27 protein-coding genes are annotated in these 26,104 nt (G+C 67.4%); 13 read left to right on the forward strand and 14 right to left on the reverse strand.

Annotated features, from left to right (window positions below; genetic code table 11):
* Nucleotides 1-139 precede the first annotated feature (139 nt).
* The 7 genes from BKG60_RS28940 to BKG60_RS28970 all read right to left on the reverse strand — a co-directional run bounded on the left by BKG60_RS28940 (nt 140) and on the right by BKG60_RS28970 (nt 5,289).
* On the reverse strand, nt 140-1,684 hold the full coding sequence (locus BKG60_RS28940; protein ID WP_070188931.1) for a polyamine aminopropyltransferase: 1,545 nt from the start codon (nt 1,682-1,684) through the stop codon (nt 140-142).
* A gap of 89 nt (nt 1,685-1,773) precedes the next feature.
* A complete protein-coding gene (locus tag BKG60_RS28945; protein ID WP_070188932.1) occupies nt 1,774-2,232 on the reverse strand; it encodes a DUF350 domain-containing protein in 459 nt (152 codons plus the stop codon).
* Nucleotides 2,233-2,268: 36 nt separating this feature from the next.
* Nucleotides 2,269-2,700, reverse strand: a complete 432-nt coding sequence (locus BKG60_RS28950) for a DUF4247 domain-containing protein (RefSeq protein ID WP_070188994.1) — start codon at nt 2,698-2,700, stop codon at nt 2,269-2,271.
* The gene (locus tag BKG60_RS28955) at nt 2,697-3,197 is read right to left on the reverse strand and encodes a DUF2617 family protein (protein ID WP_070188933.1); all 501 of its coding nucleotides are present in this window, start codon (nt 3,195-3,197) and stop codon (nt 2,697-2,699) included. Before BKG60_RS28955 ends, BKG60_RS28950 begins: the two co-directional genes overlap by 4 nt.
* 8 nt (nt 3,198-3,205) lie before the next feature.
* Nucleotides 3,206-3,814 carry a DUF4178 domain-containing protein gene (locus BKG60_RS28960; RefSeq protein ID WP_070188934.1) on the reverse strand — a complete coding sequence of 203 codons (609 nt, stop codon included), beginning with the start codon at nt 3,812-3,814 and terminating at the stop codon, nt 3,206-3,208.
* Nucleotides 3,815-3,936: 122 nt separating this feature from the next.
* Nucleotides 3,937-4,545, reverse strand: coding sequence for a DUF4178 domain-containing protein (locus BKG60_RS28965; RefSeq protein ID WP_070945251.1), 609 nt, complete (start codon nt 4,543-4,545; stop codon nt 3,937-3,939).
* An 84-nt stretch (nt 4,546-4,629) separates the two neighbouring features.
* Complete coding sequence (locus tag BKG60_RS28970; protein ID WP_070188995.1) at nt 4,630-5,289, reverse strand: ACT domain-containing protein; 660 nt, start codon at nt 5,287-5,289, stop codon at nt 4,630-4,632.
* A 103-nt stretch (nt 5,290-5,392) separates the two neighbouring features.
* On the opposite strand from BKG60_RS28970, the gene gatC reads away from it, so the two are divergent.
* The 4 genes from gatC (at nt 5,393) to gatB (ending at nt 9,874) form a co-directional block, all read left to right on the forward strand.
* Nucleotides 5,393-5,692, forward strand: a complete 300-nt coding sequence (gene gatC, locus BKG60_RS28975) for an Asp-tRNA(Asn)/Glu-tRNA(Gln) amidotransferase subunit GatC (protein ID WP_036439418.1) — start codon at nt 5,393-5,395, stop codon at nt 5,690-5,692.
* Nucleotides 5,693-5,697: 5 nt separating this feature from the next.
* A complete protein-coding gene (gatA, locus tag BKG60_RS28980) occupies nt 5,698-7,179 on the forward strand; it encodes an Asp-tRNA(Asn)/Glu-tRNA(Gln) amidotransferase subunit GatA (RefSeq protein ID WP_070945291.1) in 1,482 nt (493 codons plus the stop codon).
* 48 nt (nt 7,180-7,227) lie between these two features.
* A complete protein-coding gene (locus BKG60_RS28985) occupies nt 7,228-8,259 on the forward strand; it encodes an ATP-dependent 6-phosphofructokinase (RefSeq protein ID WP_070188996.1) in 1,032 nt (343 codons plus the stop codon).
* 103 nt (nt 8,260-8,362) lie between these two features.
* Complete coding sequence (gatB, locus tag BKG60_RS28990) at nt 8,363-9,874, forward strand: Asp-tRNA(Asn)/Glu-tRNA(Gln) amidotransferase subunit GatB (RefSeq protein WP_070945252.1); 1,512 nt, start codon at nt 8,363-8,365, stop codon at nt 9,872-9,874.
* Between the two features lie 13 nt (nt 9,875-9,887).
* Here the strand turns inward: gatB and BKG60_RS28995 are convergent, their stop codons facing one another.
* A complete protein-coding gene (locus BKG60_RS28995; RefSeq protein ID WP_070188939.1) occupies nt 9,888-10,541 on the reverse strand; it encodes a TetR/AcrR family transcriptional regulator in 654 nt (217 codons plus the stop codon).
* Nucleotides 10,542-10,642: 101 nt separating this feature from the next.
* Nucleotides 10,643-11,764, reverse strand: coding sequence for a PQQ-dependent sugar dehydrogenase (locus BKG60_RS29000; protein WP_165688728.1), 1,122 nt, complete (start codon nt 11,762-11,764; stop codon nt 10,643-10,645).
* Nucleotides 11,765-11,899: 135 nt separating this feature from the next.
* Between BKG60_RS29000 and BKG60_RS29005 the strand changes: the two genes are divergently transcribed.
* Entirely contained in the window at nt 11,900-12,742 is an 843-nt protein-coding gene (locus BKG60_RS29005) for a DoxX family protein (protein WP_070188940.1), read from the forward strand.
* Nucleotides 12,743-12,767: 25 nt separating this feature from the next.
* On the opposite strand, the gene BKG60_RS29010 is transcribed toward BKG60_RS29005, so the two are convergent.
* Nucleotides 12,768-13,109, reverse strand: coding sequence for a PH domain-containing protein (locus BKG60_RS29010; RefSeq protein ID WP_070945253.1), 342 nt, complete (start codon nt 13,107-13,109; stop codon nt 12,768-12,770).
* 369 nt (nt 13,110-13,478) lie between these two features.
* On the opposite strand from BKG60_RS29010, the gene BKG60_RS29015 reads away from it, so the two are divergent.
* The 3 genes from BKG60_RS29015 (at nt 13,479) to ilvC (ending at nt 16,922) form a co-directional block, all read left to right on the forward strand.
* Entirely contained in the window at nt 13,479-15,341 is a 1,863-nt protein-coding gene (locus BKG60_RS29015; protein WP_070945254.1) for an acetolactate synthase large subunit, read from the forward strand.
* Nucleotides 15,341-15,853, forward strand: coding sequence for an acetolactate synthase small subunit (ilvN, locus tag BKG60_RS29020; RefSeq protein WP_019343133.1), 513 nt, complete (start codon nt 15,341-15,343; stop codon nt 15,851-15,853). The genes BKG60_RS29015 and ilvN overlap by 1 nt, the downstream gene beginning before the upstream one ends.
* Nucleotides 15,854-15,920: 67 nt before the next feature.
* Complete coding sequence (gene ilvC, locus BKG60_RS29025) at nt 15,921-16,922, forward strand: ketol-acid reductoisomerase (protein ID WP_207549575.1); 1,002 nt, start codon at nt 15,921-15,923, stop codon at nt 16,920-16,922.
* Nucleotides 16,923-17,012: 90 nt separating this feature from the next.
* Here the strand turns inward: ilvC and BKG60_RS29030 are convergent, their stop codons facing one another.
* The 3 genes from BKG60_RS29030 to BKG60_RS29040 all read right to left on the reverse strand — a co-directional run bounded on the left by BKG60_RS29030 (nt 17,013) and on the right by BKG60_RS29040 (nt 19,416).
* The gene (locus tag BKG60_RS29030; protein ID WP_131823173.1) at nt 17,013-17,258 is read right to left on the reverse strand and encodes a hypothetical protein; all 246 of its coding nucleotides are present in this window, start codon (nt 17,256-17,258) and stop codon (nt 17,013-17,015) included.
* A gap of 125 nt (nt 17,259-17,383) precedes the next feature.
* Nucleotides 17,384-17,989, reverse strand: a complete 606-nt coding sequence (wrbA, locus tag BKG60_RS29035) for an NAD(P)H:quinone oxidoreductase (RefSeq protein ID WP_070945256.1) — start codon at nt 17,987-17,989, stop codon at nt 17,384-17,386.
* Nucleotides 17,986-19,416 carry a phytoene desaturase family protein gene (locus BKG60_RS29040; RefSeq protein ID WP_120765068.1) on the reverse strand — a complete coding sequence of 477 codons (1,431 nt, stop codon included), beginning with the start codon at nt 19,414-19,416 and terminating at the stop codon, nt 17,986-17,988. The genes wrbA and BKG60_RS29040 overlap by 4 nt, the downstream gene beginning before the upstream one ends.
* A gap of 60 nt (nt 19,417-19,476) precedes the next feature.
* Between BKG60_RS29040 and serA the strand changes: the two genes are divergently transcribed.
* The 3 genes from serA (at nt 19,477) to BKG60_RS29055 (ending at nt 22,811) form a co-directional block, all read left to right on the forward strand.
* Entirely contained in the window at nt 19,477-21,063 is a 1,587-nt protein-coding gene (gene serA, locus BKG60_RS29045) for a phosphoglycerate dehydrogenase (RefSeq protein WP_070945258.1), read from the forward strand.
* Entirely contained in the window at nt 21,060-22,070 is a 1,011-nt protein-coding gene (locus BKG60_RS29050; protein WP_070188948.1) for a 3-isopropylmalate dehydrogenase, read from the forward strand. The genes serA and BKG60_RS29050 overlap by 4 nt, the downstream gene beginning before the upstream one ends.
* A gap of 120 nt (nt 22,071-22,190) precedes the next feature.
* Entirely contained in the window at nt 22,191-22,811 is a 621-nt protein-coding gene (locus BKG60_RS29055) for a dihydrofolate reductase family protein (RefSeq protein ID WP_070945259.1), read from the forward strand.
* A gap of 11 nt (nt 22,812-22,822) precedes the next feature.
* Here the strand turns inward: BKG60_RS29055 and BKG60_RS29060 are convergent, their stop codons facing one another.
* The gene (locus BKG60_RS29060) at nt 22,823-24,001 is read right to left on the reverse strand and encodes an MFS transporter (RefSeq protein ID WP_070945260.1); all 1,179 of its coding nucleotides are present in this window, start codon (nt 23,999-24,001) and stop codon (nt 22,823-22,825) included.
* A gap of 118 nt (nt 24,002-24,119) precedes the next feature.
* Between BKG60_RS29060 and BKG60_RS29065 the strand changes: the two genes are divergently transcribed.
* Nucleotides 24,120-25,265 carry an alpha/beta hydrolase family protein gene (locus tag BKG60_RS29065; RefSeq protein ID WP_070945293.1) on the forward strand — a complete coding sequence of 382 codons (1,146 nt, stop codon included), beginning with the start codon at nt 24,120-24,122 and terminating at the stop codon, nt 25,263-25,265.
* Between the two features lie 57 nt (nt 25,266-25,322).
* Nucleotides 25,323-26,099: a fumarylacetoacetate hydrolase family protein gene (locus BKG60_RS29070; RefSeq protein WP_070945261.1), complete on the forward strand. Its 777-nt coding sequence runs from the start codon at nt 25,323-25,325 to the stop codon at nt 26,097-26,099.
* Nucleotides 26,100-26,104 lie beyond the last annotated feature (5 nt).

Here is a 26,104-nt window from a genome sequence, read left to right on the forward strand (position 1 = left end):
AAACGCCTGTGGAGCCTCGGTAAGTCCTCCCAACACACGGGATGCGCGAGGCGATGAAGCAGGAAGCACCCCAACCGCGGCATAGCCGCACGGGAATCCCCGCCATTCATGGCGGGGAGCACGTCAAGGACCGCAACGGTCACCGGTAACCCGATCGCATGTCTTCGACGATGCGGGGGTTCGCCAGCGTCGACGGCTCCATCGGACGGCGGCCGATGTCGTCGGAAAACACCGTCGCGGCGTCGAGCACCCGTTGGTCGAGGAACCGCAGCTGCGGCGTGTCGGGCGGCATGGCCGGTTTCGGCGGGGTCGAGCCGAGGCGGGCCAGGGCGAAACCCCAGTCGCCGAAGGTCGGCACATGAACGTGGTACGGCGTGACGGCGAAGCCGGCGGACTCGATCGTGGAGATGTTGCGCCAGAACGCATTCAACGTGGAGAACGGGCTTCCCGTCTGAACCGTCAGCAGTGCCTGGGGAGCCATCGCCCGACTGACCAACGCATAGAACTCCGTCGAGTACAAGCGGCCCAACGCCGGGGTGTCCGGGTCGGGCAGATCAACGATGACCGCGTCGAATCCGCCTGCGGGCATCGGCTGCGGATTCCGCAGCCATGTCAACGCATCGTCGACGACGACGTGTACACGGCGGTCCTGCAGGGAGCCCTTGTTGATGTCGCGCAGTGTGGTGCGGGCCAGATCGATCACCGCGGGATCCAGCTCGACCTGAACGATCGTGTCGATTCCGGGTTGCCGCAGCAGTTCTCGTGCGGCGAGACCGTCGCCACCACCGAGGATCAGCACCGAACGGGTGTCGGCGCCGAGCGCGGGGTAGACCAGGCTCTCGGTATAGCGGAACTCGTCGCGAGTGGAGAACTGCAGCGCTCCGTCGAGATACAGCCGGGTGTCGTTGTCCCTGCGGGTCACCACGATCTCTTGGTAGGCCGACCGCTGGAACGCCACGATGGGGTCGGCGTAAAGCGTTTGCCGCGTGGTCGTTTCGATGTCGTCGGCGGAGATCAGCAGGGCGGTGAGGACGCCGAGTGAGGTCGCGAGCACACCCAGGGCGGCGATCAGTTCACCGCGGCTGACCACCCGGCGCAACAGAAACACGCTCACCACGGCGGCCGCGGTCAGGTTGATGATGCCGGTGGCTGCCGCACCGCGGATCATGCCCAGCTGGGGCAGCAGAAGAAACGGCCACAGTAGTCCGCCGATCAACGCCCCCAGGTAGTCAGCCGCATTGAGGTTGGCCAGGACCCGACCGGCGTCGGCGGCACCGGCCTTCCGTCCGCGCTGCAGCAGCGTCATCAGTAGCGGCACCTCGGCCCCTACCAGGGCGCCGATGAGCGCTGTTCCCACCGCAAGTACCCACAGCGAGCCGCCGACGAACGCAAACGCCATATACAGCGCAGCCGCGGACAGCCCGCCGAAGATGCCCAGCAATGTCTCGACGGCGATGAAGGTGATCGCCGCCCGGCCCAGCAGCGGTTTGACCAGCAGCGCACCCGCGCCCAACGCGGCGACGTAGCCGGCGACGATCAATGACGTCGCGACGATGCCACCACCGTGGATGCTGGTCGACAGGGTGATCAGGGCAAGTTCATAGACGATCCCGCACGCTGCGCATGCGGTGACGGCCGCCAACAGCAACGCCCGCCAACGCGGGGTAGACCGCGCCAGGTCCACGTGGCTTCTCCTCTGCTCGTCCCCGTTGTTCGTCGATCCTGGCGGGGGCGCCAGCAATTACCCCGTGCGGGTCGGCGCCGCTTTGACAGTCATGACAAGGCCGCGGCGTTGACCGCTCCCACGGCCAGCAGGGCAACCGCCGTGGCGACGGCTGCGGGGTGCAGATGTTCTTCGGTGATCAGGTCACGGAAGCGCCCGGGCACGGCGATCTCGAGCACGATGAGCGCCACCCCCTGCAGGGCGACACCGACGAAGCCGTATACCGCGGCGTCGACCAGGCCTTGAGCGAGTTCGCTGGAACTCGCCGCGATGGCGGTGGCGACCACCAATGCCAGCGCGGCGTACATGCCACAGGCCACGGCGACAGCGTTGGGCCGCCGCTCGACGAACACCAGAGTGCGCAGGTTGCCCGGCGTCAACAGGTTGACCATCAGGAAGCCGGACAGCAGGACCACGACGCCGACGACGAAGTACAGGATCGCGGCGACCACGTTCTGCAGCAGGCTTTCGCCGCTGACCGTTCCGAATTCGACGATGGCCAAATACATGGAACTCTCCTTAATTGGTTGGCCGTGCTGTGGGCACTACTTCGCCCCACCGGGGCCGCCCGAGCTGCCGCCGGCGCCGCCCGCGGGTGAGCCGGGGGTGAATCCTGGGCCCAGATAGATGAAGCCGCCGTGGCGGTATCGGGCGTTGGTGTCCTCGACTCGGATGCTGCATGGGTGGTTGGCGTCGGGGCCGACGGACACGATGTCGTCGTCGTAGCGCAGGTAGGTGGTGCCGCGATCGGTCGCGCGGGCCTCGGGCGCCTTGAAGGCGGCGAGTTCGTCGGCCACGCGTTGGGGTGAGCCGTCGCACACATAGCGCGAACCGCCCGCGTCGCGCGAGTACTCCTGGTATCTGTCCGCCACATGTGAGCGGATGTTGTTGCCCAACAGTGCGATTCCCCACACCAGGAACACGACACCGGCGATTGCCAGTCCGCCGGCCAACCAGAACCCGTTGCTGCGGCTCATGACCGCCACCGGCTGCTGGTGTAAACGACGCTACCGCCGGTGGCGTCGGGATACAGATGCCAGGTCTGCCAGTGCCAGCCGGCCCCGTCGGGTTCGGCGGCCAGCGCGGTGAGCGCGGCCCGGTCACCGGGAAATGTGCCGCCCAGCCACCCGCGATCGTGGGTACATCGGTGGCGCAAGGTGTGGGCAAGCCGGCGAAAGTCGGCCGCGTCGTGGGCGCGGGTGTGCGAGTCGAGACGGTAGCCGGGCGCGACGGCGCGGCCAGGCAGCTTGGCCTCGGCCTGGGCTGTGCACGAAACCTCTTCGGAGAAATGGCAATTCGCGGTCGTGACGGTGATGATGTGCGATGCGCCGAGCACTCCGAGAATCAGGACGCCGCCGTCGGGGTGCACTACCTCGTGGGTCACCAGCGGCGATGCGGCCGGGCCGTTCAACGCGAGCCGCAATTCCGTTCCCGACACGTCGGCCGGGGGTATGGCGAGTCGATGCAAGGGCAAGGGCTGTCCTAGGCGGTGGCCGGCGGCGCCGGGTAGACGGTGAGTTCGCCGGGCCGCACCGGCCTTCCCACCGATACCTCCCACGGCATCTCCGGCGCCCATCGCTCGAACCCGAGGAAGTTCGTCTCGCCCGCGTCGGCGTAGTCGACGAACTCCATCTCGCCCCCGCCGGGTAACCCGGTGGTGCCTTCGGTCGTGTAGGACGCACGGCCCCGTTCGGTTTCCCCGTAGGCGACGCCGTCGACCGCCAGTTCGCCGCCGGGTTGCTGCGTGAGGTTCTTGCGGCGGGTCCACATCACGAGTTCCAGTCGGCCCTCGTCCTCCTCGACGCTGAACCAGATCGGTTCGGCGCCGCCTTCGAGGAGATGTTCCCACCACACGAACGGGCCCTGGCGCAGGGTGACCGTGCCGCGCACCACGTAGTCGACGCCGCCGTGGCTGACGATGGCTCCCGGTCCGAGCTGGCGTGGGCCGAACTCTGGTGCCGTCGCGGCGAATCTGAGCGGGTCCTGGCGTGCGCTTGGTGCAACAGGCTTTTTCCGCCGGCGCGACATGACGACAACAAGTACTACGGCTACCAATAGAACGATGACGAGCGCGATCAGGAGCGTGTCCACGCGAACCTTCCGTACGGCGATGGGAGCGGTGCGGGTAATCGCACCGTAGCAGTCGGGGGTGTGTCGGCCGGGCGCCGACAAGCGGAGTCGCTGTCCCGCGATACCGCGTCGCCCGGGGCGTCCTATCCGGTCGGGGGCGGGGCGGGGTACACGGTGAGTTCGCCGGGCAACACCGTGCGGCCGACGGAAACCTCCCAGGGCATCGTCGGCGCCCACTGCTCGAATCCCAGGAATCTGGTTTCGTCGGCGCTGTTGTAGTCGACGTATGTCACATCGCCGGCCGGTGGCAGACCGGTGGTTCCCTCGGTGGTGTAGGAGGCGCGTCCGCGTTCGGATTCGCGGTACCTGACGTTGTCGATGGTGTGGTCCCCTCGGGGGTGCAGTGCCAGGTCCTGGCGCCGGTACCACATGGTCAGGTCCAGCCGTCCGTCGTCCACTGCGACGCCGAACCAGACGGGTTCCGGTCCACCCTCCAAGAGGTGTTCCCACCATACGAAAGGACCGTCACGCAGCGTTACCGAACCACGCACCACGTAGTCGACTCCGCCGTGGCTGACGATTGCGCCCGGCCCGAGCTGGTGGGGGCCGAAGCCTGCGGTCTCGGCGAACCTCACCGGATCGTGTCTGCCGGGCGGCCGGTCGGCCGTACTCGGTTTGTTCCATGCAGCGATGAACACCACCGCCGCCGCGATGAACAGCAGGACGGCAAGGACAATCAGTAGGCTCCCCACCTGACGCCTCCTGTGGTGGATGCGGTTGTGTAGTGAATTCGGCTAGACGCTAACAGCTTCGACGGGTGCGTCTGGTCGGCCGATTCAGCGCAGGATCGTGGCCACGATCCCGGCCAGGTAACCCAGCCGCGCCACCTCCGACGGCCGGAAGCCCGGACCGCCGGGGCGGCCCAGCACGACCGCGGTGTCGTGGTCGCCCAACGGCGCGGCGGCCAGGGTGGTGTCCATGTCGCGCCAGACCTGCGGCACCCAGTCTTGCGTGCCGTCGAGCGGGGCGGCCTGCGCCAGTGGCAACCAGGGCGCCGACTGCGCCTGCGTCTCGGGCGCGCCGTGGCTCGCGGCGATGCGTTCCACGCCCGTTGCGGTGGAGCGGACCACGACGCACCAGCTGACGCGCAGCACCCGGGGTGCTTCTTCGGCGAGGACGCGCAGCCGGTCTGCCTTGGAGCGGGCGGCGGCGACATGGTCGATCAGCTCGAGCTCACGATGTGCCTCAAGCAACCCGGTGTGTGGACGGATGCTGTCGACGTAGACGCCGGACAGGTTCTCGGCAGCGGTGATCAAGGTGTCCGGCATGGAGCCCTGCGGCAGCTCGACGACCAGATCGTCGATGGCATAGTCGGCTCCGCGCTCGACGACGTCGAGCGAAAGGATGTCGGCGCCGACCGAGCCGAGCGCCACGGCGAGCGAGCCGAGGCTGCCTGGTCGGTCCTCGAGCTGGACCCGCAGCAGATACGAAGGCACGCGCAACACCTTTGCACAGCAGGGGTGCCGCGGCATGCCGGTGGCCGGCCCGGACCACCGCCGGGGCGAGCCTGGTTTGGTGCTTTGACTAGGCTGCTTTGTCGTGTCGAAGATCTCCCGAGACGAGGTTGCCCATCTGGCGCGTCTGGCGCGTCTGGCGCTGACCGACGACGAACTGGACAGTTACGCCGGCCAGCTGGACGCCATCCTCGGCCACGTCAGCCAGATTCAGTCCGTCGACGTCACCGGTGTGGAGCCGACGGACAACCCGCTGAAGGACGTCAACGTCAGCCGGCCTGACGTTGTCGAGCCGTGCCTGACGCAGGAGGAAGCGCTGGCTGCCGCGCCGCGTGCCGAAGACGGGCGCTTCGCCGTGCCGCGGATTCTCGGAGAGGGTGAATGACGAGCATGAGTGATTTGACCCGTCGCGATGCGGCGACCCTAGGGGCCCAGATCGCGGCCAAGGAGGTCTCCTCGACCGAGGTGACCCAGGCCCACCTGGACCAGATCGCCGCGACCGACGACCGTTTCAACGCTTTCCTGCACGTGGCAGCCGAATCCGCGCTGGCCGCCGCGGCCCGGATCGACGCGGCCGTGGCCGCCGGTGAGACGCTGCCGTCGCCGCTGGCCGGGGTGCCGCTGGCGCTCAAGGACGTCTTCACCGCCACCGACATGCCCACCACCGCGGGATCCAAGATCCTGGAAGGCTGGCGTGCGCCGTACGACGCGACGGTGACCGCGCGGCTGCGTGCCGCGGGCATTCCGATCCTCGGCAAGACGAACATGGACGAATTCGCCATGGGGTCGTCGACGGAGAACTCGGCTTACGGCCCGACCCGCAACCCGTGGAACACCGAGCGGGTGCCGGGCGGATCGGGCGGCGGTAGCGCCGCGGCGCTCGCGGCCTACCAGGCCCCACTCGCCATCGGCACCGACACCGGCGGGTCGATCCGTCAGCCGGCCGCGCTCACCGCGACCGTCGGTGTCAAGCCCACGTACGGCACCGTCTCGCGGTACGGCCTGATCGCGTGTGCATCCTCGCTGGACCAGGGCGGCCCCTGCGCGCGCACCGTGCTCGACACCGCGCTGCTGCACCAGCTGATCGCCGGCCACGATCCGCGCGACTCCACCTCCGTGGACGCCCCGGTGCCCGACGTGGTCGGTGCGGCCCGGGCCGGTGCGGCCGGTGATCTCAAGGGCGTGCGCGTCGGCGTGGTCAAGCAGCTGCGTGGTGAGGGATACCAGCCCGGCGTGCTGGACTCGTTCAATGCCGCAGTCGCCCAGCTGACCGCACTCGGCGCCGAAGTCAGTGAGGTCGACTGCCCGCACTTCGACCACGCGATGGACGCCTACTACCTGATCCTGCCGTCGGAGGTGTCCAGCAACCTGGCCCGATTCGACGCGATGCGGTTCGGGCTGCGTGTCGGCGACGACGGCACCCACAGCGCCGAGGAGGTCATGGCGTTGACCAGGGCCGCCGGATTCGGGCCGGAGGTCAAGCGCCGGATCATGATCGGCACATATGCGTTGTCGGCGGGCTACTACGACGCCTACTACAACCAGGCGCAGAAGGTGCGCACCCTGATCGCCCGTGACCTGGAGCAGGCCTACCAAAGCGTGGACGTCCTGGTGTCCCCGGCGACACCGACGACGGCGTTCCGGCTGGGGGAGAAGGTCGACGATCCGCTTGCCATGTACCTGTTCGACCTGTGCACGCTGCCGCTGAACCTGGCCGGGCACTGCGGCATGTCGGTTCCGTCGGGCCTGTCGCCCGACGACGGCCTGCCCGTCGGTCTGCAGATCATGGCGCCGGCCCTGGCCGACGACCGGCTGTACCGCGTCGGCGCGGCGTACGAGGCGGCCCGCGGTCCGTTGCCCAGCGCGCTGTAACCGTTTTATGCCCGGCACGGTCGTGCCGGGCGGGGCAAGATGGTGCCCATGCGCATCGGAGTTCTCACCGGCGGCGGTGACTGTCCTGGCCTGAACGCGGTGATCCGGGCGGTGGTGCGGACCTGCGATCAGCGTTACGGGTCGTCGGTGGTCGGGTTCCTCGACGGCTGGCGCGGTCTGCTGGAGGATCGCCGTATCCAACTGGCCAACGACGACCGCAACGACCGGTTGCTGGCCAAGGGTGGCACCATGCTGGGCACCGCGCGGGTCAATCCGGACAAGCTGCGGGCGGGCCTGGAGCAGATCAAGCAGACACTCGAGGACAACGGGATCGACGTGCTGATCCCGATCGGTGGTGAAGGCACGCTGACCGCCGCCCACTGGCTGTCCGAGGAGAATGTCCCGGTGGTCGGGGTACCCAAGACCATCGACAACGACATCGACTGCACGGACGTGACTTTCGGACACGACACGGCGCTGCAGGTGGCGACCGAGGCGATCGATCGATTGCACAGCACGGCCGAATCGCATCAGCGGGTCATGCTGGTCGAGGTGATGGGCCGGCACTCGGGCTGGATCGCACTGAACGCCGGCATCGCCTCGGGCGCGCACATGACGCTGATCCCCGAGCAGCCGTTCGATGTCGAGGAGGTCTGCCGGCTGGTCAAGAAGCGGTTCCAGCACGGGTCGTCACACTTCATCTGCGTGGTGGCCGAAGGGGCGAAGCCGGCCGAAGGCACCATGCAACTGCGCCAGGGTGGGATGGATGAGTTCGGGCACGAGAAATTCACCGGTGTGGCACAGCAATTGGCGCTCGAGGTGGAAAAGCGCATCAAGAAAGATGTGCGCGTCACGGTGCTGGGCCACGTGCAGCGCGGCGGCACCCCGACCGCGTACGACCGCGTGCTGGCCACCCGGTTCGGCGTGAACGCGGCCGATGCCGCACATGCCGGCGAATTCGGGATGATGGTGTCGTTGCAAGGCCAGGACATCGGCCGGGTATCGCTGGCCGATGCGACCCGCCAGCTGAAACTGGTACCGCAGTCCCGTTATGACGACGCCGCGGAGTTCTTCGGCTGATTTCTTCCCTGCCAGCAGACGCAAATGCACCGTTTCACCAGCGAGAACGGGTACATATGCGTCTGCTCGCCGAGGAGAATTGCGCCCAACTAGGATCGACACCATGTCTGTCGCTACCGCTGAACTCGTCGACTACGACGACGTCATCGCCGCCTACGAGCCGGTCATGGGCATGGAGGTGCACGTCGAGCTGTCCACGGCCACCAAGATGTTCTGCGGCTGCGCCAACCGGTTCGGTGCCGAGCCCAACACGCTGGTCTGCCCGGTATGCCTCGGGCTGCCCGGGTCTTTGCCAGTGCTCAACGAGGCGGCGGTCGAGGCGGCGATCCGCATCGGCCTGGCGCTCAACTGCGACATCGCGCCCTGGGGCCGGTTCGCCCGGAAGAATTACTTCTACCCGGACCAGCCGAAGAACTACCAGATCTCCCAGTACGACGAGCCGATCGCCGTCAACGGATACCTCGACGTGCCGCTCGACGACGGCACCACGTTCCGTGTCGAGATCGAGCGTGCCCACATGGAGGAGGACACCGGCAAGCTGACCCACCTGGGCAGCGACACCGGCCGCATCGCGGGCGCCACCACCTCGCTGGCCGACTTCAACCGGGCCGGCGTTCCGCTGATCGAGATCGTCACCAAGCCCATCGAGGGAACCGGCGCGCGCGCACCGGAAATCGCTCGGGCCTACGTCACGGCCCTGCGAGATCTACTGCGCGGCTTGGGTGTTTCGGATGTGCGGATGGACCAGGGGTCGATGCGGTGCGATTCGAACCTGTCCCTCAAGTCCGTCGGCGCCGCCGAGTTCGGCACCCGCACCGAGACCAAGAACGTGAACTCGCTCAAGAGCGTCGAGGTGGCCGTCCGGTACGAGATGCGCCGCCAGGCCGCGGTGCTCAACTCCGGCGGCACGGTCACCCAGGAGACCCGGCACTTCCATGAAGACGGGTACACCTCTCCGGGGCGCAGCAAGGAAACCGCGCAGGACTACCGCTACTTTCCCGAGCCCGACCTCGAGCCGGTCGCTCCCGACGCCGAATTGGTCGAACGGCTGCGTGAGACCATCCCGGAGCTGCCGTGGTTGGCGCGCAAGCGGATTCAGCAGGACTGGGGCGTCTCCGACGAGGTGATGCGCGATCTCGTCAACGCCGGTGTGGTCGAGTTGGTGGCCGCCACCGTCTCCCACGGCGCCTCCAGCGAGGCCGCGCGCGCCTGGTGGGGCAACTTCTTGGTGCAGAAGGCCAATGAAACCGACGTGGCCGCGTCCGACCTTCCGATCACCCCGGCCCAGGTGGCCGCCGTCGTCAAACTCGTCGACGAGGGCACACTGTCCAACAAGCTGGCCCGCCAGGTCGTCGAGGGCGTGTTGGCCGGCGAGGGCGAGCCCGAGCAGGTAATGGCCGACCGGGGCCTGGCCCTCGTGCGTGACGACTCGGTGATCCAGGCGGCCATTGATAAAGCGCTCGAGGCTCAGCCCGATGTGGTGGAGAAGATTCGCGGCGGAAAGGTCCAGGCCGCCGGGGCGATCGTCGGCGCGGTGATGAAGGCCACCAAGGGCTCGGCCGACGCCGCCCGGGTCCGTGAGTTGGTCTTGTCCGCGTGCGGGCAGGCCGGATAACCGGCCCGTCAGCTCACCGGCCGGCGATCATCGTCATCGCCGCGGCGGCATATTGCTCGAGCCGCTCGCGCGGGTAGTTGTCCGGATCGTGTACGGCCAGCCGGCCGAGCATCTCGGCGAACGAGAGCAACGTGTGGCCGAGCAGCTCCGGATCGAGCGCAGCAAGCCGGGGATCGACCGCTATGCCGGCTTTCGCCATTTGCTCGACCTGCGCGAGGATCTGGTTGCGTGCGTTGCGGACCGCCGCCCGATAGTCCCGCGGGGCACTGTCGGGCACGGTGAGGATGAGCCGCCAGCGCGTCGGATTCTCCAACACGCAACGGAGGAACCCGGTGACGGTCGCGGTGTAGGCGTCGGTGGGGCCGGAGGCAGACAGATTCTTGGGCAGGGCGGTCAGCACCTGGCTCAGCCCGTTCTGGTGCTCGCGGATGAGTAAGGCGGTCACCAGTTCGGTGCGCGTCCGGAACGCGGTGTAGAGCACGGGTTTGCCGACTCCGCCGGCCTCGGCGACCGCCTCCATCCTCAGCTCGTGCAAGGGGCAGTCGTGGAGCACGGTCATCGCCGCATCCAGAAGTTGCTCGCGCCGTTCTTCACGCGGGAGCCGCGGTGCATATCTGCGGCGCTGGCGGTCAGGCACCCGGACAATGGTACGTGATAGCCCAACCATTTCTAAGACCCGGTTGTGAGCCCGGTATGTGTATTCCGCCGGTGTTGTGGCAGTCGCCGGTCAGGCCCGGAGAGTCACCTCACGTCGAAATGTGTTGTGCGTCAGGTGTTGTCAGCGTTGCTGCGCGGGAAGCCGCCACCCTGCGGGAAGAGCGGGAAGACGACGTCGTCGAAACTCTCGGCATCTCCGGTCGTTCGATTCACCGTCGCGCCCCACACATTGCCGTCGGGGGAGAGCTGCAATGCCCACGCGTGCCCGCGCACGTTCTCCCGCACCACCTCGGGGTCACCGGTCACGGCGCCGGTGTCGGGCGCCAGGCGCACCGCAACGGTCTTCTTCGAGTCGACCAGGTTGACCAACACCGTGCCCTCCAGGGCCGCGCACCCGGCAACGCCCGGTCGGTCCGGCCACGTCCACACCGTGGACACCTTGGAATCCTTGGTGATCCGCTGCAGCCGATCGGCACTCGGAGTGCGGTCGGTGACGTAGAGCGAGCCGTCGGCCGAATCCACACACATGGACCCGGCCGCGCCGAGGCCGCTCAGCGCCGTGGTGATCGGCGCCTGGTTGACCGTGGTGGGCTGCTCGATGCGCAGCACCTTGCCGGCCAGTGAATTGGGATCGGCCGCCAGTGCCGGATCGCCGGCATCACCGGTCTGAACCAGCAGTGTGGTTTTGCTCGTGAAGGTCAGCGATCCCATGTTTCCGGTGGCCCCCTTGGGGATGCCGGTGAGAATCGGCTTCGGCACGTCGCCCTCGGCGATGCGGATCACCCGGTTGTCGGTCGGCGTGCTGACGTAGGCGTACATCAGCCCGTCCTGCCCGTACGTCGGCGACAACACGATGTCCATCAGGCCGCCGTCACCAGACGGATCGACCGGGATCGTCACCTTGACCTTCGGCTCGGCCTTCACCGAAACCTGCTTGACCGCGCCGGTGAGCCGCTCGGCGACCAGGGCGGACTGGCTGTCGGGCAGCATGACCAAACCGCTGGTGCTGTCCAGGCAGCCCTGCATGACGCCAGTCGCCTTGCATTCCTTCGGGAACGGCTTGGCCGGCAGTGGAGGTGGAGGCGGCGGGGTCGTGGTGGGCCCCGGCTCCATCTTCGGTTCCGTGGTGAACGGCTCGGACTGGGCCGCGTCGAATCGGGCGCAGCCCGAACCGACCAGCATCGCGGCACACAGAACGGCGGCCACCCCCGTCATCCGCCGGCGCGATTTCATGCCGCCAGATTACGGATGACCCGGCAGTGCGCGCCACGTCGGGACCGTGCGCCGCGTCCCCAGCGGCCCGATACCAGGCAGAAGCGCCGGGGTAAATGCTCGGATCGAACCGAACTTGCACTTACCCTGGCAGCTGTGACCAGTCACTCGCAGGACCCACAAGCCTGGCAACGACCGGGTTACTCGGACGATGCCGCCAGGCCGGCCGGAGCCAGCCTGGTCGACCCAGAAGATGACCTGCCGTCGGCGACGTACGGCGGGGACTTCGAAACCACCGCGATTCCGCGCTACGACTCCAAAACGGGTGATCAGTCGGCGTTCAGCCTGGTCGCCGACCCCGAGCCGCTGCCCTATGCACAGCCCGGCGGCCCCGCCCCGATGGCGCCCTTCTCGGCCGAGCCGGCCGAGATCGAACGCGACGAGTTCGTCGACGATCGCGTCAAGGCCGCCGGCCGCAGAGGCACCCAGGACCTGGGTCTGCTGATCCTGCGGGTGGCCCTGGGCGGGCTGATGATCATCCACGGCCTGCAGAAGGCGTTCGGATGGTGGGGCGGCCCGGGTCTGGACGGGTTCAACACCTCGCTGGGCGAGATGGGCTTCAAGAACGCCGACATCCTGACCTATGCGGCCACCGGCGGCCAGATCGCCGCCGGTGTGTTGCTGGTGCTGGGGCTGTTCACGCCGATCGCTGCGGCCGGCGCCCTGGCCTACCTGATCAACGGGGTGCTCGCCGCGGCGATGGCGGCCCATGAGCAGGCCCGGCTCTCGGAAGTGATCACCGACGGAACCGAATACCGGCTGATCGTTGCAGCCGCCGCGGCCGCGATCATCCTGACCGGCCCGGGTCGTTACGGATTCGACGCCGGTCGAGGCTGGGCCCGGCGGCCCTTCGTCGGATCATTCGTCGCCCTGTTGCTGGGCGTGGCCGGCGGCATCGCCATCTGGGTGCTGCTCAACGGCGGCAACCCACTCGGATGACACAGCGCTGAACGGCGCTGAACGGTCAGGCGTACGGATTCGGCACCCGGCCGCCGCTCACCTCGGTCAGCAACGGCAGTGTTGCGAACGTCACGGCCGGCAGGCGCAGGTCGGTTCCGTCTTTGAGGTCGGCAATCGCCCAGGACGCCCGGTCGAACCGCAGTCCTTTGATCTCGTCCCAGGACACCGTGCGGCTGCGCGTCAGAGCACGTGCGGTCACCGAGTCTGCATCGGCGGTGGTGCGGTACCGGATGATGGCCGCCGACAAGGCAACCGGGATCACCAGCAGCACCGAGAACACGGTCGGATTGCTCAGCACCAGGGTCAACAGGCCCAGCGTCAGGAAGCCGACTGCCAGGTGGGCCATGGGCGATATCCGGATGACGACGGGGGCGGTTGCCGAACGTGCGCTCACAGGCTCATCCTCGCATCAGCCGGCCGGCCGGCCCGCAGGCGCGGCCCGGATTGCCGAGAGCCAGGGCGGGCAATTTGACCTTTAACCTGTACGGCAGCTACCGTCAAGTGCTATGCAGACCCCCGGATTGCTCGTAGTAATTGGTTGGCGCGTTGATGCCGCGCTGGCCCTCTGCCGGGCATAGCCAACCGCATCGACGCGCCACCCTCGTACAGCTGCCGGCTGACGGGGGTTTTTTATTTGCCCAACAAGCGCGCCGGAACCATTGAAAAATTGAAGTTTCCGCCAAGAGGAATGTGACGCAACCGTGAAGAGGACATCGTGAGCGCACCGACAACACGACCGCCAGCCCGGTCGGGAACAGCGCCTGCCAACGGCGCAGCCAAGACCAAATCAGATTCGGGACAGCCCAATCGGGTTGCACCGCAGCAGCTCACCGGCGCCCAGGCGGTCGTCCGGTCGCTCGAAGAGCTCGGCGTCGACGTCGTCTTCGGCATCCCGGGCGGCGCCGTGTTGCCGGTCTACGATCCGCTGTTCGACTCCCAGAAGCTGCGCCACGTGCTCGTCCGTCACGAGCAGGGCGCCGGCCACGCGGCCAGCGGTTACGCCCACGCCACCGGCAAGGTCGGCGTGATGATGGCCACCTCGGGCCCCGGCGCCACCAACCTGATCACCCCGCTGGCCGACGCCCAGATGGACTCCATCCCCGTGGTGGCCATCACCGGGCAGGTGGGCCGCAGCCTGATCGGCACCGACGCCTTCCAGGAAGCCGACATCACCGGCATGACCATGCCGATCACCAAGCACAACTTCCTGGTGCGCAACGGTGACGACATCGCCCAGGTGATGGCCGAGGCCTTCCACATCGCCCGCTCGGGCCGACCGGGCGCGGTGCTCGTCGACGTCCCCAAGGACATCCTGCAGGGCCAGTGCACCTTCTCCTGGCCGCCGCAGCTGGATCTGCCCGGCTACAAGCCGAACACCAAACCGCACAGCCGTCAGGTGCGCGAGGCCGCGAAGCTGATCGCCGCGGCACGCAAGCCGGTGCTCTACGTCGGTGGCGGTGTCATCCGTGGTGAGGCCAGCGCCGAACTGCTCGAGCTGGCCGAGCTGACCGGCATCCCCGTCGTCACCACCCTGATGGCGCGCGGTGCGTTCCCGGACAGCCACCCCCAGCACCTCGGGATGCCAGGCATGCACGGCACCGTGGCCGCGGTGGGCGCCCTGCAGAAGAGCGACCTGCTGATCGCCCTTGGCACCCGGTTCGATGACCGTGTCACGGGCCAGCTGTCCTCGTTCGCCCCCGAGGCGAAGGTGATCCACGCCGACATCGACCCGGCAGAGATCGGCAAGAATCGCCACGCCGACGTGCCGATCGTCGGTGACGTCAAGGCCGTCGTCACCGACCTGATCGAGGTGCTGCGCCGCGACGGGACCACAAGCGCCGCACTGCAACTCGACGGCTGGTGGGGGTACCTGTCCGGCCTCAAGTCGACGTACCCGCTGAGCTACGGCCCGCAGAGCGACGGCAGCCTGAGCCCCGAGTACGTCATCGAGAAGCTGGGTCAGATCGCCGGACCCGAGGCGGTCTATGTCGCCGGGGTGGGCCAGCACCAGATGTGGGCCGCGCAGTTCGTCAAGTACGAGAACCCGAAGACGTGGCTGAACTCCGGTGGCCTGGGCACCATGGGCTACGCCGTCCCGGCGGCCATGGGCGCCAAGTTCGCCCGCCCCGAGGCCGAGGTGTGGGCCATCGACGGCGACGGCTGCTTCCAGATGACCAACCAGGAACTGGCCACCTGCGCCATCGAGGGCGCGCCGATCAAGGTGGCGTTGATCAACAACGGCAACCTGGGCATGGTGCGGCAATGGCAGACGCTGTTCTACGAGCAGCGCTACAGCCAGACCGACCTGGCCACGCACTCACGCCGGATTCCGGACTTCGTCAAGCTGGCCGAGGCGCTGGGCTGCGCCGGCCTGCGCTGCGAGCGGGCCGAGGACGTCGAGGACGTCATCAACCAGGCCCGGGCCATCAACGACCGCCCGGTGGTCATCGACTTCGTCGTCGGTGCGGATGCGCAGGTGTGGCCGATGGTTGCCGCCGGCACCAGCAATGACGAGATCATGGCAGCCCGGGACATCCGGCCGCTGTTCGACGAAAACGACAACGAGGGGCATGCCTGATGAGCAACACCACCCCCACCCACACCTTGTCGGTGTTGGTCGAGGACAAACCCGGTGTTCTCGCCCGGGTGGCCTCGCTGTTCTCGCGCCGCGGCTACAACATCCAGTCCCTGGCCGTGGGTGCCACCGAGCAGAAGCACATGTCTCGGATGACGATCGTGGTCAGCGTCGAGGAATCGCCGTTGGAGCAGATCACCAAGCAGCTCAACAAGCTGATCAACGTGATCAAGATCGTCGAGCAGGAGGACGACAACTCCGTCTCCCGCGAGCTCGCCCTGATCAAGGTGCGTGCCGATGCGTCCAACCGCGGCCAGGTGATCGAAGCGGTGAACCTGTTCCGCGCCAAGGTCGTTGACGTTTCGACCGAGTCCCTGACCGTCGAGGCGACCGGAACCCCGGAGAAGCTGGAGGCCCTGCTGCGGGTCCTGGAGCCCTACGGTATCCGCGAGATCGCACAGTCCGGCATGGTGTCGGTCTCGCGCGGACCGCGCGGTATCAGCGCAGTGAAGTAAGCACGTCAAGTAGCGTTAGTCGGCTGTAGAGCTAGAAAGAGAAGGAAAATTTCGCATGGCAGTTGAGATGTTTTACGACGCCGACGCGGACCTGTCGATCATCCAGGGTCGCAAGGTCGCCGTCATCGGCTACGGCAGCCAGGGGCACGCGCATTCGCTGTCGCTGCGCGACTCGGGCGTCCAGGTCAAGGTCGGTCTGAAAGAGGGCTCGAAATCCCGCGCCAAGGTCGAAGAGCAGGGCCTCGAGGTCGACACCCCGGCCGAGGTGGCCAAGTGGGCCGACGTGATCATGGTGCTCGCGCCCGACACCGCGCAGGCCGAGATCTTCAAGAATGACATCGAGCCCAACCTGCAGGACGGCAATGCGCTGTTCTTCGGCCACGGCCTCAACATCCACTTCGGCCTGATCAAGGCCCCGGCCAACGTCACCGTCGGCATGGTCGCCCCCAAGGGCCCCGGCCACCTGGTGCGTCGCCAGTTCGTCGACGGCAAGGGCGTGCCCTGCCTGATCGCCGTCGACCAGGACCCCAAGGGTGAGGGCCAGGCCCTGGCGCTGTCCTACGCTGCCGCCATCGGCGGTGCCCGCGCCGGCGTCATCAAGACCACCTTCAAGGAAGAGACCGAGACCGACCTGTTCGGTGAGCAGGCCGTGCTGTGCGGTGGCACCGAAGAGCTGGTCAAGGCCGGCTTCGAGGTGATGGTCGAGGCGGGCTACGCCCCCGAGATGGCCTACTTCGAGGTGCTGCACGAGCTCAAGCTCATCGTCGACCTGATGTACGAGGGCGGCATCGCCCGGATGAACTACTCGGTGTCGGACACCGCGGAGTTCGGTGGGTATTTGTCGGGTCCCCGAGTTATTGATGCCGGTACCAAGCAGCGCATGAAGGACATCCTGACCGATATCCAGGACGGCACCTTCGTCAAGCGCCTGGTCGCCAACGTCGAGGGTGGCAACAAGGAGCTCGAGGCGCTGCGCAAGGCCAACGCCGAGCACCCGATCGAGGTCACCGGAAAGAAGCTGCGCGACCTGATGAGCTGGGTCGACCGGCCGATCACCGAAACGGCCTGACCTGCACGCTGACTGGCCAGTTGTTGCACGCAAGCTAGGAAAATGCGTGCAGTAACTGGCCTTTCGCGTTCCCGGATGCCCAGGCGCGCCTCAGTGCGGGACGGCGACCTGCGGCGGGGTGGTGATCGGCGGGGTGGCCCTCGGGATCTCGGGACTCGTGGGCGGGTGCGACGGAGCTTCGGTGTCACCGGCCGGTGCTTCGGGCTCACCGGTTATCGTCTCGCCGATCGTCATCCGCGGGATGGTGACGTCTTCTTCGATTTCCCGCACAGGTTTTCCCGAGCCGCACGACGCCACCGCCGCCAGCACGATCACGGCTCCGCACGCGGCTGTCACACGGTGCAAGTATCGGTCCGACACCCGGCCACTCCCTTGAGTTGGATTCAAGGCTGACCAGTCGACTGTAGAGCGCCGGGACCCTGCCTTGGCCCCGGTTACGCGAAATGGCCCCGCGTCGGTGGCTAGGAACCAAGCCGTGCAGCCACACTCACCACACGCCGGGCCAGGTGATCGAGTGCGTCGTAGGTGGTGTCGTCGAACTCGTTGATGTTGTCGTGGTTGGCCAGCAGGCTCGCGCCGTACGGATTGCCGTCGGCGAACTTGAGCGGATCGGTGTAGCCCGGTGGCACGATGATCCCTCCCCAGTGCATCAGCGTCACGTAGAGCGTCAGCAACGTGGTCTCCTGACCGCCGTGGGCGGTGTTGGTGGAAGTGAACCCGGCGTACACCTTGTCGGCAAGCTTGCCCTGCGACCACAGGCCACCGAGCGAATCCAAGAATCCACGCAATTGCGAAGCGACCGAACCGAACCGGGTGGGTGAGCCGAAAATCACCGCATCGGCCCAGACGATGTCGTCCCCGGTGGCGTTCGGTTGTTCTTTGGTGGCTTCGTAATTCGCCGTCCAGGCCGGATTGTGGGCGAAGGACGCCGGATCGGCGGTCTCGGCGACAGGCCGCAACCGCACCTCGGCGCCCGCGGCCTCGGCGGTGGCGGTGACGCGCCGGGCCATGGTGGTGCCGTGGCCGGTCGCGGAGTAGTAGATGACGGCTACCTTGGGCTGGGTCATGGCGCCAGCCTAGGCAGGTCAGCGATGCCGAACTCGCGTTTCAGCACGGTGCGCGCGGCGTAGAACCCGGCCATTCCGTGCACACCTCCGCCCGGCGGCGTGGCCGACGAGCACAGGTACGCCTTGGGGATCGGTGTGGTCCACGGGTCGAACCGCGGTGTGGGGCCCAGCAACGCGCTGGCCATGTTGTTGCCGCCCACACCGATGTCGCCGCCGACCAGATTGGCGTTGTGCTCGTCCATCCGTGACGCCGACACGCTGCGTACCCCGACCACCAGATCGCGGAAGCCCGGCGCGAAGCGTTCGATGATCTCGGTCACGGTCTCGGCCAGGTCCAGCGTGGAATTGTTGGGCACGTGGACGTAGGTCCACATCGGACGGCGACCGGCGCCGTCGATACGGGACGAGTCGCCGATATGGGGGAGTGCGGCCAGCACCATGGGCCACTCGGCGTGGCGGCCCGCGGCGACCTCGGACTCGGCCAAGGCCATCTGCGCGCGGCTACCACCCAGATGCAGCGTCGGGGCTTGCGTCAGACGTGGGTCACGCCAAGGGATCTCGCCGCTCAACACGAAATCGACTTTCGCCACGCCAGGCCCGTACGTGTAGCGACTCAACGCCCGGGCATAGCGCGAGGGCAGGGATTTTCCGTAGATCGACAGGAGTGCCGTGGGTGCCGTGTCATAGAGGACCACGCCCGGTGGTGGTTCGGTGACCTCGTGCCCGAGGACCAGCTCACCGCCGTGCGCGGCGAGATCGGCGAGTAGTGCATCGGGGATGGCCTGCGATCCGCCGATCGGGATCGGCCAGCCCACCGCGTGCCCCAACGTAGCCAGCATCAACCCGGCTCCGCCCGACACCAGGGACGGCATGGTCGAGATCGTGTGCGCGGCAACACCACTGAACAGTGCGCGGGCGTCCTCACCTTTGAGGGACCGCCACAGCGGGGTGCCCTGGGCCAGCAGTCGTGGTGCGACGCGTGCCGCCGCGCCCAGTGACGGCGGAATCGAGCGTTTGTCGCCGAGGATGAGGCCCACCACGCCATCGCAATCGGCGGCCAACGGGCCGAGCAGCCGTCGCCAGGAATCTCCCGAATCCAGTTCGGCGCAGGTGCGCTCGATGTCGCGGTAGCCGATCGCCGCCGGGCGGTTCTGCAACGGACTGGCATAGGAGATCTCAGGCGCGGGCAGCTTCACTCCGCGGGCCTGCAGGTCATAGGCGGCGAAGAACGGTGAGGCCAACGCCAGCGGGTGCACCGCAGAACAGATGTCGTGGCTGACGCCGGAGAATTCCGGGTCGGGCAGGGTGCGCGCCCCACCACCGGCTGTCTGCTGCGCTTCGATCACGCGTACCGACAAGCCCGCCCGTGCGCAGATGACAGCGGCGGACAGTCCGTTGGGGCCGCTACCGACGATTGTGACGTCCACGCCCATCAGTACACCGCACGCGGTTCGGCTGTGGTAGGGCGCACACACTAGGCTGTCCGCGTGAGTCTTCCCGTTGTTTTGATTGCCGACAAGCTCGCGGAATCGACCGTCGCCGCCCTTGGTGACCAGGTAGAGGTCAGGTGGGTCGACGGTCCGGACCGCGAGAAGCTGCTCGCTGCCGTGCCCGATGCCGATGCGCTTCTGGTGCGTTCCGCCACCACGGTGGACGCCGAAGTCATTGCCGCGGCCCCCAAGCTCAAGATCGTCGCCCGCGCCGGTGTCGGCCTGGACAACGTCGACGTCGACGCCGCCACCGCCCGTGGGGTGCTCGTGGTCAACGCGCCGACCTCCAACATCCACAGTGCCGCCGAGCACGCGATGGCCCTGCTGCTGGCCACCGCCCGACAGATCCCCGCGGCCGACGCGACGCTGCGCGAACACACGTGGAAGCGTTCGTCGTTCTCGGGCGTCGAGATCTTCGGCAAGACCGTCGGCGTAGTGGGTCTGGGCCGCATCGGGCAGCTGGTCGCCCAGCGCCTGGCCGCCTTCGGCGCGCACATCGTGGCCTACGACCCCTATGTCTCGCAGGCCCGCGCAGCCCAGCTCGGTATCGAACTGCTGCCGCTGGACGAACTGCTCGGCCGCGCCGACTTCATCTCGGTGCACCTTCCCAAGACCAAAGAGACCGCCGGCCTGCTCGGCAAGGAAAACCTGGCCAAGACCAAGCCGGGTGTCATCATCGTCAACGCCGCCCGCGGTGGCCTGATCGATGAGCAGGCCCTGGCCGACGCGATCACCAGCGGCCATGTGCGCGCCGCCGGTCTGGATGTCTTCTCGACCGAGCCCTGCACCGACAGTCCGCTGTTCGAGCTGCCCCAGGTGGTGGTGACGCCGCACCTGGGTGCCTCCACCGCCGAAGCGCAGGACCGGGCCGGCACCGATGTGGCTGCCAGCGTCAAGCTCGCGCTGGCCGGCGAGTTCGTGCCGGACGCGGTCAATGTCGGCGGCGGTGCCGTCGGCGAAGAAGTGGCGCCCTGGCTGGACCTGGTGCGCAAGCTCGGTGTGCTGGTCGGTGCCCTGTCCGATGCGCCACCGGTTTCGTTGTCGGTGCAGGTGCGCGGCGAGCTCGCCTCCGAAGATGTTGAGATTCTGAAACTGTCGGCGCTGCGTGGACTGTTCTCCGCGGTGGTCGACGAGCAGGTGACGTTCGTCAACGCGCCGACGCTGGCCGCCGACCGTGGCGTGGCGGCCGAGATCAGCACCGCCACCGAGAGCCCCAACCACCGCAGCGTGGTCGACGTGCGTGCGGTGCACGCCGACGGCAGCGCGCTGAACGTGGCGGGCACGTTGTCGGGTCCGCAGCTGGTCGAGAAGATCGTCCAGATCAATGGCCGTAACTTCGACCTGCGTGCCGAGGGCTACAACCTCATCGTCCACTACAACGATCAGCCCGGTGCGCTCGGCAAGATCGGCACCCTGCTCGGCGGGGCCGACGTCAACATCCTGGCCGCACAGCTGAGCCAGGACGTCGAGGGCGACAGCGCCATCGTGATGCTGCGGCTGGACACCGATGTGCCCGAGGAGGTGCGTTCGGCGATCGCGTCTGCGGTCGACGCCACCACACTGGAAGTGGTTGACCTGTCATGAAACTCGCTGTTATCGCCGGTGACGGCATCGGCCCCGAGGTCATCGCCGAGGCGCTGAAGGTGCTCGACGCGGTCTTGCCCGGCGTGGACCGCACCGAGTACGACTTGGGTGCCCGCCGCTACCACGCGACCGGGGAAACCCTGCCCGAGGGGTTCGTCGACGAGCTGAAGGGCTATGACGCAATCCTGTTGGGCGCCATCGGCGATCCCTCCGTGCCCAGCGGTGTGCTCGAACGTGGCCTGCTGCTCAACATGCGGTTCGCCTTGGACCACCACGTGAACCTGCGGCCGTCGAAGTTGTTCGCCGGGGTTTCCAGCCCGCTGGCCGGCAACCCGGACATCGACTTCGTGGTGGTGCGTGAAGGCACCGAAGGTCCCTATACCGGCACCGGCGGGGCGATCCGCGTGGACACCCCGCACGAAGTCGCCACCGAGGTGTCCACCAACACCCGGTTCGGGGTGGAGCGCGTGGTGCGTTACGCCTTCGAGAAAGCTCGCGCGCGGCGCAAACACCTCACGCTGGTGCACAAGAACAACGTGCTGGCGTTCGCCGGCTCGCTGTGGAAGCGCACCGTCGACGAGATCGGTGCTGACTACCCGGACGTCGAGACGGCTTACCAGCACATCGATGCCGCAACCATCCACATGGTCACCGATCCCGGCCGGTTCGACGTGATCGTCACCGACAACCTGTTCGGCGACATCATCACCGACCTCGCGGCCGCCGTCTCCGGCGGTATCGGCCTGGCCGCCTCGGGCAACATCGATGCGACGGGCACCAACCCGTCGATGTTCGAGCCGGTGCACGGCAGCGCGCCGGACATCGCCGGGCAGGGGATCGCCGATCCGACCGCCGCGGTGATGAGCGTGGCGCTGCTGCTCACGCACATCGGCGAGACCGACGCGGCGGCGCGCGTCGACAAGGCCGTCAGCGAGCACCTGGCCACCCGCGGTGACGCGAAGCTGTCGACCAGCGAGGTCGGCGAGCGGATTCTGTCGCTGCTGTAGCGGCTGCTCGGCCTCGCCGTTGGCTCTGCGTTGCACCCTGAGCGCGGCGTCGATGGCGTGCTAGTCGACTGCTCAGCCCGGCTTGCGATGAGTTTTCGGGCCGGGCCGGGTCGACCTGGCATGGGACTCGTCGAGATCGAACTGTTCGCAACCCTGGACCTCGTCGGGCAGGCGCCGGGCGGCCCGGACGAGGACCCCGAAGGGTTCTCGTTCGGCGGCTGGCAGGCACCCCTGGTCGACGAGGTTTCGGGTGCACAGGTCGGCGCCGCGTACGAGGGCGCCGATGCGCTTCTGCTCGGCAGGCGCACGTATGACATCTTCGCCGCCTACTGGCCGCACCAGACAGACGAATTCGGTGCGCTGTTCAACAGCATTCCCAAATACGTCGCGTCCCGTGGCAAGCCTGATCTGTCGTGGGCCGGTTCCGAACAGCTGGGCCCAGATCTGGGTGCCGCGGTGCGCGAGGTCCGTGACCGGCATGAACATGTGAAGGTCGTCGGAAGCTTGAACCTGGTCCAGACGCTGATGCGCGAGAAGCTCTTCGATCGCCTCGACCTGTGGGTGCACCCGATCATGCTGGGGACGGGGAAGAAAGTGTTCGACGGGGGCTCGGTGCCCACCAATGTCATACTGCTGCAGCCGCCGGTCGCCAGCCCGAGTGGTGTCGTGTTCCTGCGGTACGGGATCGCCGACGGGGTGCCGGCGACGGGGGACATGAGCGACCCGGACCGCGGCGCTTGATGCTTGTGGGCTTAGCCGTCATCGGCCGGCACGAGCGGCACCGCCACCAACGGCAGCAACGCGCACACCGCGAATGCCGCGGGGTAGCCCGCCATGCCGATCAGCGCGCCGAACAGCGGTGCCGAACTCGCGGTCGCCAAATGCTGGCTGGTGTTCTGCGTGCCCAGCGCGCGCCCGCTCCAGAACGGACCGGCGATTTCGGCGATCGCGGTGAACGCCAAACCGTTGTCCGACACCGTGATCACCGACGCAATCACGATCAGCGCGACACTGATCGGTGAACCCAGCCAGTCGGTGAGGGCAAGCAGCCCCATCGTCGCAGCTGCCGCCAACGCGATGGTCCGGATCGGCCGCAGCCGCTGCCCGACGACATCGGACCACCGGCCCGCGGCGATCCGCCCTGCCGCGCCCAGCAATTGAGCGATGGTCACCAGGGTGCCCGCCGATGCCGCCGACCAACCCCGGTCGCTCATCAACCACACCAGTGTGAACGTCCACACCACACCCTGCGGCACCACCAGCAGTACCGAGACCGCGTGGATGCGCCACAACACATTCGAGCCACGGTACGGGTTGGCCAGGTGCTCGGCCGGGGCCTCATGACGCGGCGGCCGTGGCGGATCCAGCACTCCCACAGCGCAGATCGCCGCCGCCAGTACGCACACAATCGCGGGGAAGAGCAATGCGGTTGCCACGCCGTGAGATTCGGCCAGACGCGGAATCACCAACGCGCCCAGGCCGACTCCCAAAGGGGTTGCCGTCTGCCGGATTCCCATCGCCAGCCCGCGTTGTTCAGGCGGGAACCAGCCGACGACGACCCGCCCGCTCGCCGAATTGCTGCTCGCGGCAGCCATTCCGCCCAGCAACAGGAAGATTCCGACGGTTACCAGGGAGTGCGCCGCGGCCGCACCGAACGCTGCCGCGGCGGTCAGCGCAGAGCCCACCGTCAACACGATCCGCTCGCCGACCCGGTCCACGACGTAACCCCAGGCGATCAGGGTGACCACGAGGCCGAAGCTCGGCATCGAAGACAGCAGGCCGGCCTTGGCCAGATCCAGGCCGCGTTCGGCATGCAGGGTGGGGATGAGGAACGCCGCGCCGTTGATGAAGACGTTGGCACATGTGGTCGCAGTCAGGGCGATCGCCAACATCGACCAACGGCGGAAGGTGCTGATCGACGAAACCGGCATGCGGCCATAATTTCACGGATGTCCCAAAATATTGAACTTTGTTCCCAAAATATGAGACGCGTCCGAGCTGCCATAAGCTGTGGTGGTGAAGCTGTGGTGGACGGCAATCGTTTTGCTGATGTGTGGGCTCCTGACGGCACCGACCGCGGCGGCAGCCGTGCCGAACTGGTCGGGCCTGGATGCGCGTCACTATGACGCGCCGATTCCCGTGGCCGGCAGCCTGATCGAGACGGTGCCGTTGGACCCGGCACTGTCCCTGCCGGGCGCGGCCAGCGCTTACCGCATCCTGTATTCGACCGTCGATCAACATGATTCGCCGGCACTCAGCACTGCCGCAGTGTTCATCCCGCACGGTCAGCCGCCCGAGGGCGGATGGCCCACGATCGCGTGGGCGCACGGCACCGTTGGCCTCGGTGACGACTGCGCACCGTCGGCGCAGCCGCGCAGTCCACGGGATGTGGAATACCTCACGCACTGGCTCGACCAGGGCTACGCCGTCGTCGGCTCCGACTACGCCGGGCTGGGAACCCCCGGTTTGATGAGTTATCTCAACGGCGTGGCCACCGCGCACAGTGTCGTCGACTCCGTCATCGCGATGCACCACATGGACCTGCCGTTGTCGCCGAAATGGGCGATCGTCGGGCAGTCGCAGGGCGGCGGGGCCGCGATCAACAGCGCGCGATGGGCCACCGAGTTCAGCCGCGGGACCGGCCTGGACTACCGCGGCGTGGTGGCCACCGGGACGCCGTTCAACGTCGAGGGCGTGGTCAAACAGGCCGGGCCCGCCATGGCGCTGCCGCCCAACCTGGGGCCGGCCGCCAACAGTTACACCGCCTACATCCTGGCCGGGTTCCGCGAGGCCCGCCCCGACATCGACGTCAACAGTGTCCTCACCCCGGCCGGGCTCGATGCCGTCAACCAGGCCGAGACGCTGTGCAAGCCGCAGCTCGACCAGCAGCTCGCAGCCATGACGCCGAATGGATTCTTCCGTGCGCCGCTGGACACGCTGCCCGGCGTATCGGAAGCCCTCGATGCCTACCTCGGCACCCCGACGAGCGGCTACGACCGGCCGATCTTCCTCGGCGTCGGGCTCCAGGACCGCGATGTCCCACCCAACATGTCGCTGCAACTCGACGAGCAGCTGCGGGTAAACGGGCAGGATGTCACCCTCAAGGTCTATCCCGACCAAGATCACTCGGGCACCGTGCTGGCCTCGGTTCCGGACTCCACGCCGTTCCTCGCCACAGCGTTCGGGCGTGGCTGACCGAAACTGGCAGGCGTCCGCGCTGATCCCGAGAACCTGCGCACTACCCTGATCAAAATGCGCTTAGGTCGAATCGCCAGTCCCGACGGCGTCGCTTTCGTCAGTGTCGAAGGTGACGGTGCCGACGCCGTCTGCAAAGAGATCGCCGAGCATCCATTCGGCAACCCCAACTTCACCGGGCGGAGCTGGCCACTGGCCGACGTCCGCCTGCTGGCACCCATCCTGGCCAGCAAGGTGATCTGCATGGGAAAGAACTACGAGGCGCATGCCGCGGAGATGGGCGGCGCTCCTCCCGAGGATCCGGTGATCTTTCTCAAACCCAACACCGCGATCATCGGGCCCAATGTGCCGATCCAGTTGCCGGCCGATGCGAACCCGGTCCACCACGAGGGAGAGCTGGCGATCGTCATCGGCCGGCCCTGTAAGGACGTACCCGCCGCACGTGCCGCCGAGAACATCCTGGGCTACACCATCGCCAACGACATCTCGGCGCGCGACCAGCAAGCCAAGGACGGCCAATGGATGCGGGCCAAGGGGCACGACACCTTCTGCCCGGTGGGCCCGTGGATCGTCAACGACCTCGACCCCTCGGACCTGGAGATTCGCACCGAGGTGAACGGCGAAGTGCGCCAGCTCAGCCGGACCTCGCTGATGATCCACGACATCGGAGCCATCGTCGAATGGGTTTCGGCGGTGATGACGCTGCTGCCGGGTGACCTCATCCTGACCGGAACCCCCGAGGGGGTCGGCCCCATCGAAGACGGGGACACCGTGAGTGTCTCCGTCGAAGGCATCGGCACCCTCACCAATCCCGTTGTACGCAAGCAGAAGTAGAGGAA

This window comes from Mycobacterium syngnathidarum, assembly GCF_001942625.1.
Taxonomy (GTDB): domain Bacteria; phylum Actinomycetota; class Actinomycetes; order Mycobacteriales; family Mycobacteriaceae; genus Mycobacterium; species Mycobacterium syngnathidarum.